The sequence below is a fragment of the Pseudonocardia charpentierae genome (genome assembly GCF_031845345.1).
GTDB classification, from domain to species: domain Bacteria; phylum Actinomycetota; class Actinomycetes; order Mycobacteriales; family Pseudonocardiaceae; genus Pseudonocardia; species Pseudonocardia charpentierae.
In genome coordinates this window covers 54,379-68,052 of the sequence record NZ_JAVREJ010000015.1, presented here as the reverse complement: position 1 = coordinate 68,052, position 13,674 = coordinate 54,379, and the positions used below count along the sequence as shown (strand labels likewise).

At 69.9% G+C, this 13,674-nt stretch carries 12 protein-coding genes; 6 read left to right on the top strand and 6 right to left on the bottom strand.

The window, feature by feature from the left end; all coding sequences use genetic code 11:
* Positions 1 to 12: 12 nt before the first annotated feature.
* The 3 genes from RM445_RS20305 (at position 13) to RM445_RS20295 (ending at position 1,882) form a co-directional block, all read left to right on the top strand.
* Positions 13 to 420, top strand: a complete 408-nt coding sequence (locus tag RM445_RS20305; protein WP_311558357.1) for a DUF2000 domain-containing protein — start codon at positions 13 to 15, stop codon at positions 418 to 420.
* Positions 421 to 452: 32 nt separating this feature from the next.
* Positions 453 to 935, top strand: coding sequence for a heme-degrading domain-containing protein (locus RM445_RS20300; protein WP_311558356.1), 483 nt, complete (start codon positions 453 to 455; stop codon positions 933 to 935).
* Positions 936 to 1,096: 161 nt separating this feature from the next.
* Complete coding sequence (locus tag RM445_RS20295) at positions 1,097 to 1,882, top strand: SDR family NAD(P)-dependent oxidoreductase (RefSeq protein WP_311558355.1); 786 nt, start codon at positions 1,097 to 1,099, stop codon at positions 1,880 to 1,882.
* Between the two features lie 88 nt (positions 1,883 to 1,970).
* Here RM445_RS20295 and RM445_RS20290 read toward each other — a convergent pair whose 3' ends face one another.
* The 3 genes from RM445_RS20290 to RM445_RS20280 form a co-directional block, all read right to left on the bottom strand.
* Entirely contained in the window at positions 1,971 to 2,969 is a 999-nt protein-coding gene (locus tag RM445_RS20290; protein ID WP_311558354.1) for a sugar phosphate isomerase/epimerase family protein, read from the bottom strand.
* Positions 2,970 to 3,000: 31 nt separating this feature from the next.
* Positions 3,001 to 4,242, bottom strand: a complete 1,242-nt coding sequence (locus RM445_RS20285) for a Gfo/Idh/MocA family protein (RefSeq protein WP_311558353.1) — start codon at positions 4,240 to 4,242, stop codon at positions 3,001 to 3,003.
* A gap of 92 nt (positions 4,243 to 4,334) precedes the next feature.
* Positions 4,335 to 4,700 (bottom strand): helix-turn-helix transcriptional regulator, encoded by a 366-nt coding sequence (locus RM445_RS20280; RefSeq protein WP_311558351.1) that lies wholly within the window; start codon positions 4,698 to 4,700, stop codon positions 4,335 to 4,337.
* Between the two features lie 172 nt (positions 4,701 to 4,872).
* On the opposite strand from RM445_RS20280, the gene RM445_RS20275 reads away from it, so the two are divergent.
* Together RM445_RS20275 and RM445_RS20270 are read left to right on the top strand one after the other, a co-directional pair.
* The gene (locus RM445_RS20275; protein ID WP_311558350.1) at positions 4,873 to 5,889 is read left to right on the top strand and encodes a LacI family DNA-binding transcriptional regulator; all 1,017 of its coding nucleotides are present in this window, start codon (positions 4,873 to 4,875) and stop codon (positions 5,887 to 5,889) included.
* A gap of 225 nt (positions 5,890 to 6,114) precedes the next feature.
* Positions 6,115 to 7,527, top strand: coding sequence for a sugar porter family MFS transporter (locus RM445_RS20270; protein WP_311558490.1), 1,413 nt, complete (start codon positions 6,115 to 6,117; stop codon positions 7,525 to 7,527).
* A gap of 300 nt (positions 7,528 to 7,827) precedes the next feature.
* On the opposite strand, the gene RM445_RS20265 is transcribed toward RM445_RS20270, so the two are convergent.
* The 3 genes from RM445_RS20265 to RM445_RS20255 form a co-directional block, all read right to left on the bottom strand.
* Positions 7,828 to 10,047, bottom strand: coding sequence for a cytochrome P450 (locus RM445_RS20265; RefSeq protein WP_311558348.1), 2,220 nt, complete (start codon positions 10,045 to 10,047; stop codon positions 7,828 to 7,830).
* Entirely contained in the window at positions 10,044 to 11,507 is a 1,464-nt protein-coding gene (locus RM445_RS20260) for an NAD(P)/FAD-dependent oxidoreductase (protein WP_311558347.1), read from the bottom strand. Before RM445_RS20260 ends, RM445_RS20265 begins: the two co-directional genes overlap by 4 nt.
* 64 nt (positions 11,508 to 11,571) lie before the next feature.
* On the bottom strand, positions 11,572 to 12,330 hold the full coding sequence (locus tag RM445_RS20255) for an RraA family protein (RefSeq protein ID WP_311558345.1): 759 nt from the start codon (positions 12,328 to 12,330) through the stop codon (positions 11,572 to 11,574).
* A 342-nt stretch (positions 12,331 to 12,672) separates the two neighbouring features.
* On the opposite strand from RM445_RS20255, the gene RM445_RS20250 reads away from it, so the two are divergent.
* Positions 12,673 to 13,656 carry a LacI family DNA-binding transcriptional regulator gene (locus RM445_RS20250; protein ID WP_311558344.1) on the top strand — a complete coding sequence of 328 codons (984 nt, stop codon included), beginning with the start codon at positions 12,673 to 12,675 and terminating at the stop codon, positions 13,654 to 13,656.
* Positions 13,657 to 13,674: the final 18 nt, after the last annotated feature.

Here is a 13,674-nt window from a genome sequence, read left to right as displayed (position 1 = left end):
ACGCTCGACGTCATGCGCTTCGAGACCAAGATCGTCGTGATCGTGCGGGACGACCTGGAGCCCTGGCAACGGCTCAACGTCACCGCGTTCCTCGCCAGCGGGATCGCGGCGAACCCGGACCTGCTCGGCGAGCCCTACGCCGACGCCGACGGCACCCGCTACCTGCCGCTGTTCCGGCAGCCGGTGCTGGTGATGGAGGGCGACAAGACGGTGGTGTCGGCCGCGCGCGAGCGCGCCGTGCGGCGCGGGGTGCCGACGGCGGTGTTCACCGCCGACATGTTCTCGACCGGGCACGACGCCGCGAACCGCGCCGTGGTCGCGGCCGTGCCGGGCGCCGACCTCGACCTGGTGGGCGTGGCCGTGCACGGGCAGCGCAACGCCGTCGACAAGATCACGAAGGGCGCGGCGCTGCACCGGTGACGGGTGATCCCCCGAGCGATAGTTTCCGCCGCATGACATCCGAGAACCCCGAGCTCGCGCAACTGCTCCTCCAGGAGGAGGAATTGCAGTTCGCGGCCTTCAGCAACGACGCGGCATGGGACCTCGGTTGCGCGTTGGTCGACGCCGCGCGTCGCGACGGGGTCGGGGTGACGATCGACATCCGGCGCGGCGACCAACAGCTCTTCCACGCCGCTCTGCCGGGCACCGCGGCCAACAACGACATCTGGATCGAGCGCAAGAACCGGGTCGTGCGCCGATTCGGGCACAGCTCGTTCTACGTCGGTACCCGGCACAGGATCGACGGCACCGACTTCGCCGCGTCGGAGTCCGTCGACCCCCGCGAGTACGCGGCGCACGGTGGCGCGTTCCCGATCATCGTCCGCGACGTCGGTGTGGTCGGGACCGTTACCGTCTCGGGACTTCCACAGGAGGACGACCACCGGCTCGTCGTCGAGGTCCTGCGGACTTTTCTGGCCGATCGCCGGGTGAGCTGAGGCCGGCCTCGCAGAGGGCGGGACAGCCTCGCAGAGGTCATTCCCCCTGCGACAACGACCGCCGCCCTGTGAGATGCGTACTACCGGTTCCGTCGTTGCCCGGCAGATCGATTCCACTACTCGAGGCTGGTGATCCTCATGGACGAGAACACAGGCCCGGCATGATCGCCTGGGCGCGGTACCCCTACGAAGGCACGACGGTGTTGGTGACCGGTGGCGGTTCCGGCATCGGGCGGGCGATCGCTCGGGGCTTCCTAGAACAAGGAGCCTCAGTACTGGTTGCGGGCCGACACCCCGAACCTCTCCACGACACCATCTCCTCCTTTCCCGACCACCGGGCGGCCGTGGTGGTCGGTGACATGGCAACTCAGGACGGTGTGACAGCGGCCGTCGACGATCTGATCCAGAGGTGGGGCCGGCTGGATGTCGTCGTCGCCAACGCCGGCCTGTCGACCCCGGGCACCGTCGACACCCTCGACGACGCCTCGTGGGAGGCAATGCGCTCGATCAATCTCGACGGGCTCATCCGACTGGCCCGAACGAGCGCGCCGCGACTGCGCGAATCGCGCGGCAACTTCCTCGCCATCTCCTCGATCGCAGGCCTCGGCGGGGACTGGAACCAAGCCGGCTACAACGCCACCAAGGGCGCGGTGAACGCTCTCGTGCAGAGCATGGCGCTGGACCTGGGACGAGACGGCGTACGCGTGAACGCGATCGCGCCGGCGTTCACCGCGACCCGACAGACCCAGGAACGGCTCGACGACCCCGCCTTCTGGTCTGCCCTGCGCGACCGATTGGCGCTCGACCGAGCAGCTCATCCGGAGGACGTGGCCCGCGCCGCCCTGTTCCTCGCGAGTCCGGACGCCGCCTACATCACCGGTGTCGTACTCCCGGTCGACGGCGGCACGACCGCGTCGGTGGGTACGCCGAGACCGATCACCGGCTGAGCCGACGCCGACCTCGCAGAGAACGTGCGCACCTCGCAGTGGCGGTCGCCTGTGCGACGACGACCGCCACTCTGCGAGGAGCCGGCCGCTAGATCTTGGCTGCAGCCGCGCGGAGGTTCTCCGCGGCGAGGGCGAGGCCCTCCAGCCGGCCGTAGTCGGCGTCCTCGTGCTCGATGTTGACCGCCATGTCCGGGTCGATCTCGGCCAGGGCGCGCAGGAACTCCGTCCAGTACTCCACGTCGTGGCCGATGCCGACCGCGACGAAGCGCCAGCCCGGATTCTCGGGCCACGAGTTGCACCAGAAGCCGTAGCCGGTGGGCACCTTGCCCTCGGCCTCGGCGGGCACGCGCTCGAAGGAGGTGTCGAGCACGCCGCGAATGTCGACACCCGGCGTGATGGCGGCGTCCTTCGCTGCGGAGTGGAACACCAGCGGGCCCAGCCACTTGATCGACGCGACGATGTCCATGCCCTGCCACATCAGGTGCGACGGGTCCATCTCGGCGCCGACGTTCGTGGCCCCGACCAGGTCGACCAGCTTCTTGAGCGTGACCGGGGAGAACACCAGGTTGTGCGGGTGCATCTCGATGGCCATCCGCGTGTTGTTGGCCCGGGCGAGACCGTCGATCTCGCTCCAGAACTTCGCGGCGACGTCCCACTGGTAGTCCAGCACGTCCATGTAGACCCCGTCCCAGGGGTTGACCACCCAGGACGGGTACTTCGCGTCGGGGTCCGAACCCGGGGTGCCCGACATGCAGACGATGTTGTTGATCCCGAGTGCGCCGGCGAGCTCGATCGAGCGGCGCATGTCGTCGGCGTGCTTGGGACCGACGCCGGGCAGCGGGTTGAGCGGGTTGCCGTTGCAGTTGAGCCCCGTCAGCTCCATGCCGCGGGAGGAGAACTCGCCGAGGTAGTCGGCACGAGCCTGCTCCGAGGACAGCAGCAGGTCGACGTGGCAGTGCGGGGACGGGATGAACCCGCCGGTGTTGACCTCCACCGAGGTCAGGCCGTTGCCCTTGAGCACGTCGAGGGCCTCGGCCAGGGGGCGGTCGTGCAGACAGGCGGTGTAGGCGCCGAGCTTGAGAGCCATTGCGAATCCTTCCGGGGCGAGGGGACGAGGGTCAGGCGGGCGGGGCCGGGACGGTGGCAGTTCCGGCCGAGGCCGACGCAGCGTCCGAGGCGGGCGGGTTGATGGCGACCTCGGCCCCGCCGTTCTGGGACGACTGCACGACCGCCTCGATGATCTCCATGCTGCGCAGGCCGTCGGCGAACGTCGCGTTCGGCGGCAGCGGGTCGGCGACCCCGGCGATCTGGTCGAGGAACGCCCGGGCCTGGTAGTTGAACTGCTCCTGGTTACCGATGCCGACGCCGGGAGCCTCCATCGGGTAGCCGTTGCGGAAGTAGGGCATCTGCGGGCCGACGATCACCCTCCGCAAGCCCCGGGTGCGGGCCTCGGGCTGCGCGTCGTCGATCTCGTACTCGGCCGGACGGTGGAAGTCGAACGAGCACCGGCCCCCGGTCCCGTAGATGTCGAAGCCCAGGCCGTTCGGCATGCCGAAGGCGGTACGCGACACCGAGAAGGTGGCCGCGAGGCCCGACTGGAACCGGGCGGTGAAGGTCGCGGTGTCCTCGTTCTCGACCTCGCCCATCTCACTGCTCACCGGAGCGGAGCCGTGCCCGACGACCGCACCGAGCGGTAGCGGGCGCTTGGCGATCTGGATCGACACGTTCCCGCCGGAGACCGATGCGATCGGGCCGCACAAGTACTCGCCCTGGTCGATGATGTGCGCGCCGATGTCACCGAGCGCACCCGACCCCATGCCGCCCTTGAACCGCCAGCTCAGCGGGCCACGCGCGTCACACGCATAGTCGCACCAGTAGCGGGCGTGCAGCGTGGTCAGCTCGCCCAGCTCGTTGTTGCGGATGTGGTCGCGGATCGCGGCGATCGCCGGAGAACGCCGGTAGCAGTAGCCGACGGCGGTGACGACCTTGCCCTGCTTCTCCAGCGCCACCATCGCCTGGGCGTCCTCCATCGACCCCGCCAGCGGCTTCTCGCACAGCACGTGCTTGCCGGCGGCCACCAGCGCCTCGGCGATGGGGCGGTGCAGCGCGTTGCCGACCACGATGCTGACCGCGTCGATCGACGGGTCCTCGGCGACGGCCTCCCAGCTCGGCAGCGCCTTCTCGTAGCCGTAGCGCCGCGCACCGTCCTCGGCCAGCGCGACGTTCGCATCCGCGATCGCCGCCAGCCGGATCTGGGGCAGCCCGGGCCCCGAGACCGAGCCGGCCATCCGGTAGGCCGCCGCGTGGCTGCGGCCGGCCATCCCGGCACCGATGACTGCGACGGAGATCTGCTCCGGCATGTTCTCACCCTTCACTCGTCACTGAGGTGTTGCACTGAGTAGTCGTTGAGCTGTAGACGGCGGCATAGCCGTCCGTCGGGAAACGCGGATTGTCAGTTGGCTGCTTCGGCCAGGCCGTGCACGTACGCCTCGAGGTCGCCGATCCGGAAGCGGGCGAGGCGCTCGACCTGCACCTGCTGCAGCCGCCCGGCAGCGACCAGGCGCTCCACCGTCCTGACCGAGACGCCCAACAGGTGTGCCGCTTCGTGCTTCGTGACCAACATCCGGTCCGGCACGTTCGGATCGTGGTGGCTCCCGTTCTTGACCGCCACCGCTGGCGGGACATGGCGGATCCTGGCGAGGTGCACGAGGAACGCGGTCAGCTCCTCGACCTCCCGCGGCACCGCAATGCCTTCCGACTGCAACTGACGAACATGCCGCGAAAGCGCGAGGGTGACGTGCGTGAGGGTCTCCAGCACGTGCAGGCCCTGACCGCCGGCACCGACGGCCTCCGCCGTCAGCGGGTCGGTGCCCGCAACCCCGTAGTGGGTCAAGTCCTGCTCCCTCAAACTTCCTGGTCGACCTGCTTTAAAGCGCTTCAATAGTGTGGGAGAGTTGCCCAGTTCTTGTCAAGACATGGAGCGTGATCTTTTGAGCGCAGGAGAATCCGCGGCCCGCCGCCCGCGGCTCGACGACGTCGCCGCGGCCGTGGGGGTGTCACCGGCGACGGTCTCGCTCGTCCTCCGCGGGGTCGCCGGACCGAGCGCCGCGACCCGGGAGCGCGTGCTGGAGGCGGCGTCGCAGCTGGGCTACCGGCCGGACCGCGCGGCGAGCCTGCTGGCGAGCCGCCGGAGCCGGCTCGTGGGCGTGGTCATGGACATCGCCAACCCCTTCCACACCCAACTGGTGCAGGACGTGCAGGACGCAGCCGAGCGCCATGGCTACGACCTCGTCCTGAGCACCCTCACCCGGAGCCGCGACGAGCAACGGGCCGTGGAGACGTTGCTCGACTCCCGCTGCGAGGCACTGATCCTCATCGGCCCGCAGGCTCCGGCCGAGCAGCTCGCCGAGCTGGACCGGCAGCTTCCCGTGGTGGCGGTCGGCCGCCCCCTCCCGGCCGCGAAGGTCGACGTCGTCCGGGCCGCCGACGACGAGGGCGTCGTCCTCGCCGTCGAGCACCTGATCGGACTGGGCCACCGCGACATCACCTACGTCGACGGCGGCCGCGGTGCGATACCGCTGCTGCGCCGCCACGGCTACCAGCGCGCGATGCGCGCACACGGCCTGGGCGAGCAGGTCCGGGTGATCAGGGGCGGCAACACCGAGGAGTCCGGCGCGCTGGCGGCGCGCGGCGTCCTCGACACCGGCCCGGCGCCGACCGCGATGCTCACCTTCAACGACCGGGCGGCGATGGGCCTGCTCGACGCGCTCATCCGGGCCGGCGTCGACGTTCCTGGCGCCGTGTCGGTGGTCGGCTACGACGACAGCCCGTTCTCCCGGCTCGCCCACGTCGACCTGACGACCGTCAGCCAGAACACCCCGGAGCTCACCGAGCACGCCATGGCGGCGGTCGTCGAGCGGCTCGACGGCGGCCGTACCGAACCGCGCGAGGTCGTCGTGCGGCCCCGGTTGATGGTGCGGGGGACGACGACTCCCCCGCCCGGCTGACGGTGGGTGAGATTTCGACCATTTGTTGTGCGGAATCGTCCACTCCCGAGATGGAGATCAACGCACAGACCCGCCGTGCACACCTTCCCACTGGGCAGGATCTCCCAACCTGCTGAAACTCCCCTACGTAGCATCGCAATTCTCCGCCGCGCGAACGGATCACTATTCCTTGGGCGTTCGGTGGCTCGTCGGGGTGGGCAAAGGCCAACGGAGGCGTCTGTGGACATGCACAAACCCGGCAGCGTGAAGCTGCCACCACTCACCGCCGGTCCGCATCAGCGGCGGCTCGACCTCGTCACGATCGTCGCGACGTTCGGCGGTCTGCTCTTCGGCTACGACACCGGCGTGATCAACGGCGCGCTCGAGCCGATGAAGGCCGACCTGGGGCTGAACGCCACGGGCGAGGGCCTGGTCACGAGCACCCTGCTGCTCGGAGCGGCGATCGGGGCGCTCGTCTGCGGCAAGCTCAACGACGTCCTGGGCCGGAAGAAGACGCTGATCATCCTGGCGGTCCTCTTCTTCGTCGGCACCCTGGGCGGTGTGTTCGCCCCCAACCTCGAGGTGATGATCCCGTCGCGCGTGATCCTCGGCTTCGCGGTCGGCGGCGCGTCAGTCACCGTGCCGGTGTACCTGGCCGAGCTGGCCCCCACCGAACGCCGGGGCAGCCTCGCCGGTCGAGGTGAGCTGGCGATCGTCATCGGGCAGATGCTCGCCTTCATCATGAACGCGATCATCGGCAACGTCTGGGGCGAGCACGAGGGCGTGTGGCGCTACATGCTCGCCGTCGCCGCCCTCCCCGCGATCGCCCTGTTCGTCGGCATGATGTCCATGCCGGAGTCGCCGCGCTGGCTCATCTCGAAGGGCCGCCACGACGAGGCGCTCTCCGTCCTCATGCAGGTCCGGTCCCCGGAGCGGGCGCGTGCCGAGATGGAGGAGGTCGAGTTCCTCGCCGCGGAGGAGGAAGAGGCACACCTCGGGGGCTGGAGCGACCTCAAGGTCCCGTGGATCCGCCGCATCTTCATCGCCGGGATCGGCGTGGCCATCTTCCAGCAGGCCACCGGCATCAACTCGATCATGTACTACGGGACCCAGGTACTGACCCGGGCCGGCTTCTCGGCCAGCGCAGCGCTCATCGCGAACGTCGCCAACGGCGTACTGGCCGTCGTCGGGTCGGCCATCTGCCTGTTCTTCCTGATGGACCGGGTGCCGCGGCGCACGCTGATCATCGGTGGCTTCATCGCCACCACGTCGGCCCACGCGCTCATCGTGATCTCCGCGTTCCTGCTGCCGGAGGGCCTGACGAAGGCGTTTGTGATCCTGTTCTTCATGGTGCTGTTCGTCTTCTGCATGCAGCTGGCCCTGAACATCCCGGTGTGGGTCATCATCTCGGAGATGTTCCCGCTACGGCTGCGCGGCCTGGGGATGGGCGTGTGCGTGCTGTGTCTCTGGGTGGCCAACGCGGTCATCGCGTTCCTCTTCCCGATCATCGTCGAGGCCATCAGGATCGAAGGGGCCTTCCTGGTCTTCGTCGTCCTCGGACTGATCGCGATCGCCTTCCTCAAGGTGTTCCTGCCCGAGACGAAGGACCGCTCCCTGGAGGAGCTCGAGGAGAGGTTCGCGGCCGGCCAGTTCAAGTAGTTCCTCCGGTCGCCGCACCAGCGGCGGGCGACGACACGAACCGGCCGGCACACCCTCTGGGTGTGCCGGCCGGTTCGTTCACTGCGAGGTCGTCGACTACGGGCGGCGCGCTACATCCAGGTAGCGCCGGCCGAGCGGGGCGAAGGCGGAGTGGAGCGCCTTCGCGGTGGAGGCGTCGAGACGACGCAGGGTGCGGTGCAGCAGGTCGGTCATGTCGGTGCTCCTCGTCTGGTTCCACGTCGGTCCGTGGTCCCCACTTACTTTACGATACGACAAGGAATGCCGTGGATCGGGGGCTGATCAGAGATCGAGGACCAACCGGTCGGTGCACGACCGGGAGACGCAGATGAGCATGCAGTCGTCGGCCCGTCGCTCCTCCTCGGTGAGCACGGAGTCGCGGTGGTCGGGCCGCCCGCTCAGCACGGGCGTCTCGCAGGTGCCGCAGGTTCCCTCGGCGCACGACGACAGCACCCCGATGCCCGCCTCCTCGACGAGGTCCAGGATCGAGCGGTCCGGCGGGACGGTCAGGGTCATTCCGCTACGGGCCAGTTCGACCTCGAACGCCTCTGCACGGACCGGCGCGCCGACCGACCGCGGGGCGAACCGTTCGACGTGCAGGGTGCGCGACGGCCACGACGCGCACCGTTGCTCGACGGCCGCGAGCAGCGGTTCCGGGCCGCAGCAGTAGACCAGGGTGTCGGGCTCGGGCGTGCCGAGCAGGGCGTCGAGGTCGAGGAGGCCGGTCTCGTCCTGCGGCGCGATCGTCACGCGGTCGCCGTAGCGGGCCAGCTCGTCAAGGAAGGCCATGGACGCGCGCTGCCGCCCGCCGTAGACCAGGCGCCACTGCGCGCCGGCGGCCTCCGCCTCGGCGATCATCGGAAGGATCGGGGTGATACCGACTCCGCCGGCGAGGAACAGGTAGCGGGGCGAGGCTGCGAGGGCGAAGTTGTTGCGCGGGCCGCGGATCCGGACGGTGTCACCTTCCTGCAGCGTGTCGTGGACGTACAGTGACCCGCCGCCACCGCCCGGGTCACGGAGCACGCCGAGCCGGTACGTGCCGGAGCCGGGATCCCCGCACAGCGAGTACTGCCGCGTCGGGGCGTCCGGCAAGATGAGATCGACGTGCGCGCCGGGCGTCCACGGAGCCAGAGCGCCGCCGTCGGCCGGCTCGAGGGTCAGCGCCACCACGCCGTCGGCGACGACCGTCTTCGCGGTGAGGCGCACCGTGGCCTCGAGCTCCCGGCCGACGACGGTGACGTCGGTGTGATGACCGCCGGTCTCGAGCCGGGTGACGGGAGGCGCAGGCCGACGTGCCGCCGTCACCGGGAACGACAGCTGCAGGCGGTCCCAGACGTACATGTTGGGCGTGGTGCGGTAGCGCTCCGGCGGTGCGGAGATCGTGTAGTCACCCAGGACCGGCAGCGCCTCCTCCAGCGCCACCTTCGCCTCGAGCCGGGCCAGCGGCGCGCCGAGGCAGCCGTGCAGGCCCTCGCCGAAGCCGAGGTGGCGTTGCCTGCCCCGCGTGACGTCGAACCGTTCGGGCTCGGGGAAGCGGCGCTCGTCGCGGTTCGCGGCGCCGTAGACGAGGACGACCCGACCGCCGGCCGGGATGGTCACGCCGTGCAGGGTGACCTCGCGGGAGGTCGTGCGCCCGACGAGCTGCAGCGGCGTGGCCACGCGGATCGCCTCCTCGACGGTGTCGGGGATGAGCGAGGGATCCGCGCGCAGCAGCTCGCGCTGGTCCGGGTTCTCGGCGAGCAGCTTGAACAGGGTGCCGGTCAGGCCGGCGGTGCTCTCCACGCCGCCGAGGAACAGCACCATCATCAGGCCGAGGATCTCCGAGGCGGGCCCGATGTGCTCCTCGGCGAACGGCACCCCGTCGATGTCGGCCCGGACGAGGTGCGTCACGAGGTCCGCACGCGGCTCCCGTCGGCGCTCGTGGAGTAGATCGACGAAGTAGGACTGGATGCCGGCCGTCGCGGCCTTGGCCACGGGCGTCAGGCGGGAGTCGTCCGGCTTGCGGTCCTTGAGCTCGTGCACCCAGCGCTCCAGCTGCGCCCGGTCCGGGCCCGTCGCGGGAAGCCCCAGCAGGTCGAAGAACACCGCGTTGGGCATCGGCCACGCCAGCTCTTGCGCCAGGTCGACGCTCCCCCGGTCCCGCCAGCGGTCGACGAGCCCGCGGACGACGGCGCGGACCGCGTCTTCGCGTTCGGCGATCCGGTTGGGCAACAGCTGCGGCTGCACGATCCGGCGGATCTGGTCGTGCCGGGGGTTGTCGATGTCCGGGAGGAAGCCCGGCCCGCTCTGGTCCTTCGCCGTGTCGTCGATGTCGATCCCCTCGTAGGAGAGGAACGTCTCCGCGTCGGTGGCCGCCGCACGGACGTCGTCGAACCGCGACAGCGCCCACCAGCCCCACTTACGGCTGTGGAACACCGGCGCCTCGTCGCGCATCCACCGGTACACCGGGAACGGATCGGCCTGGAACGCGGCGCTGAACGGGTCGTACTCCGGCGCCGTCACGCCCCCGAGCGCGTCTCCGAGGCCGGCCGGGTCGGCACCGCGAGCGGACGGTTCAGGTCGTCCGGCCTGCTCACCGCGGGCAGGATCGCCGACAGGCGTCCGGTCTTGTAGATGCGACCCGTGTTGATGTCCTTCTTCGCGCGGCTGTAGGTGATGATCCGGTGGTTGCGATTCTTGGTGAACACCAGGTTCCGCAGCCATTGGTACAGCGTGAGAAGGCGGTTGCCCCAGCCGACCAGGTAGAGCACGTGGATGAACGCCCACATCGCGTAGGCGATCACGCCCGTGACCTTGAACTTGAACGCGTCCGCCACCGCCGACCGGTAGCCGATCGTCGCCATCGAGCCCTTGTCGAAGTACTTGAACGGGGCGGTGTCCTTCTCCCCCGCCAGGCGCTTCTTGATGACCTTGCCGACGTACTTGCCCTCCTGCATCGCAGGCTGCGCCACCCCGGGGAGCTTGTTCAGCGACACCATGTCGCCGATCGCGAACACCTCGGGATGTCCCGCGACGGTGCAGTCGGGGTTGACCGGGATCCGTCCCGCCCGGTCCGTCTCGAGGCCCGCCTTCGCGGCGAGCTGCTTGGCCAGCGGGGACGCCGCCACGCCTGCGGCCCAGATCCGTGTCCGGGCCCGGATGGTCTGCTCGCCCTCGGGGCTCTTGAAGGTGATCGACTCGTGGTCCATCGAGGTCGCGAGCGAGTTGGTGTGCACCTCCACGCCCATCTTCTCGAGCTGGCGATGGGTGTAGGCCTGCAGCTTCTTGTCGAACGGCGGCAGCACCGAGGGCGCGCCCTCGAGCAGCACGATCCGCGCGTCGCGGGTGTTGATCGACCGGTAGTCGCGCGGCAGCACCGAGTGGGCCAGCTCGGCGATCTGCCCCACCAGCTCGACCCCGGTCGGGCCGGCGCCGATCACGACGAACGTCAGCCACTCGGCCCGCTCCGCCGGGTCGGCGGCCTCCTCGGCCATCTCGAACTTCGACAGGATCGCGTCGCGCGTGAACCGGGCGTCTTCGATCGTCTTCATGCCCGGCGCGAACTCGGCGAACTCGTCCTTGCCGAAGTAGGAGTGGGTCGCCCCGGCCGCGACGATCAGCGTGTCGTACGGCAGGTCGAGCGGGCGGTCGTCCGGACCCGTCGCGTGGACCACCTTCGCCTCGAGGTCGAGCTCCTTCACGTCGGCGAGCAGGACGCGGGCGTTGGCCTGGTTCTTGACGATGCCGCGCAGCGCAGGCGCGATCAGTCCGGGCGACAGGATGCCCGCCGCTACCTGGTAGAGCAGCGGTTGGAACAGGTGGTGGTTCGTCCGGTCGACCAGCGTCACGTCGACGTCCGCGTCGGCCAGCTCACGGACGGCGTTCAACCCGCCGAAGCCCCCGCCGACCACGACCACGCGATGCCGCTGTCCGGCAGAACTCTGCCCAGCAGAACTTTGACCGGCAGGGCTCTCGATCGTCATGCCGCACTCCTTCTCGTCGACACCGTCCTACCCCTCCGCGGGACGACGTGCACGTCCATCCCGCTCAGGACGGGTTCTCGCCCGGGCCGGGGGAACCGTCGGCCTCCTTCAGCGACGCCTGGTACTCGGCCTTCACCTCGTCACCCGGAGGATAGTTGCCCCACAGCGGCTCGCCAGCGTGGATCTTGGTACTGACGAACGCCTCGAGCTTCTCCTGCTCCAGGCCCTGCTCGGCGACCTCGGCCGCCAGGTGCCGCGGAATCACGAGAACCCCGTCGCGGTCGCCGATCAGCACGTCACCCGGGTAGACGGCCACACCGGCGCAACCGATGGGCACGTTCAGGTCCGCCACGTGGTGCTGCGCCGCCCGCGTCGTGATCGTGATCTCGGACGCGTAGGTCGGGAACGGCATCTGCGCCAGCACGTGCCCGTCGCGCAGGCCGCCGTCGGTCACGACCGCTGCGGCGCCACGTTTCCAGGCGCGGGTCATCAACATGTCCCCGCCCGAGGCCGCCGTCGCCGTCCGGTAGGAGTCGACCACCAGCACCTGACCCGGCTGCAGCGCCTCGAACGCCTCCCACTGGAATGTGTTGCCGCTGCGGTAGGGATCCACCCCGTCGACGTCCTCGCGCATCGGGATGAACCGCATCGTGAACGCCTCGCCGACGAAGCCGTCGGCCACCTCGCTGATCGGTTTCACGCCGAGCAGCTGGGGCTGCCGGAACCCCCGCTTGTACAACTGCGTCGCGATCGTCGACGTGCTCACCTGCCGCAAGGTCTCCAGCACACCGTCGGGCAGCGGCTCCAGATCGGGAGCGGTCACGCGGTCCTCCTCGTGGTGCGCGCCGTGGGGCGCACGTCGGACTTTCCGACCGTCGGGTCCGGAGCCTAGGGCGCCGACGGGCTCCGCCGCAGTGGTTCCCGCTGGGTGACAGCGCCTCGTCGACCGTTCACGTTTCCCGTCGGCCATTTCCCGGCATTCCGGCCCCGGACACCCCGGAAGTGCGCGTGAATGCACATTCCGCGTGCGATCGGCACCATGCGCACACCACCGGAAAGGCATGACGCGACGACCTTCCGCCCCCGTCGGCCACGCGGTCATCCGCCACCCCACTTGAGTAACGGGCCGAAACCGGTTACACAGTCGTCGCGACCAAGGAGGGCCATGACGATCCGGGATGTGGCGACGCGCGCCGGCGTCTCGCCTGCGACGGTGTCGCGGGTGTTCAGCCAGCCCGAGACCGTCGCGCCCGGAACCCGGCAGCGGGTGCTGACCGCCGCCGAGGAACTGCGGTACGCGCCGAACCCGGTCGCGCGCTCGCTCGCCCGCCGCCGCACCGGCAACCTGGGCATCGTCGTGCCCGACATCGCCAACTCGTTCTCCGCGATGATCATCAAGGCGGCCCAGCAGGAGGCGCGGCACGCCGAGTACGCACTGTTCGTGACGGCGTCGGAGGAACTCGTCGACGACGAGGAGCGACAGGCCCGGGCCCTGGCCCCGCAGGTGGACGGTCTGCTGCTGACGTCGCCACAGGCGTCGGACGCATGCCTCCGGGAGCTCGCCGACATCGTGCCCGTCGTCGTGACCAACAGGCTTCTCGACAGCGTCCCTGCCGTCCTGACCGAGTCGGCCCAGGCCACGGGGCACGCCGTGGAGCACCTGCACGCGTTGGGCCACCGGGAGGTGGCGTATCTCGCCGGGCCCGACGGCTACTCCAACCAGTCCCGAACCTCCGGACTGCAGGCCGCCTGTGCCCGGCTCGGGCTCGAACCCGTCGTCCTCGGCCCCTTTCCGGCGCGGTTCTCGTCGGGCGTCCGCGCCGCCGACCTCGTCCTCGCGGCCGGAGTGACGGCCGTCGTCGCCTTCAACGACGACATCGCCGCGGGACTGCTGACCAGGTTCGCGGACCGGGGGGTGCGGGTCCCCGAGCAGATCAGCGTCGTCGGCCACGACGACACGGCACTCGCCGAGATGGTCACTCCGCGCCTCACCACGGTCCACATCCCCGCCGCCGCCGCCGGAGCCACGGCCACCCAGTTGCTGATCAGGTACGTCCGCGGCGACGACAGCGGCGTCCGCCGGTACGAGCTCCCGTCGGAGTTGATCGTGCGCGGCAGTACGGGGCCCGTGACTGCCCGATCCACCTGACGTCGGGGCCTGCACACC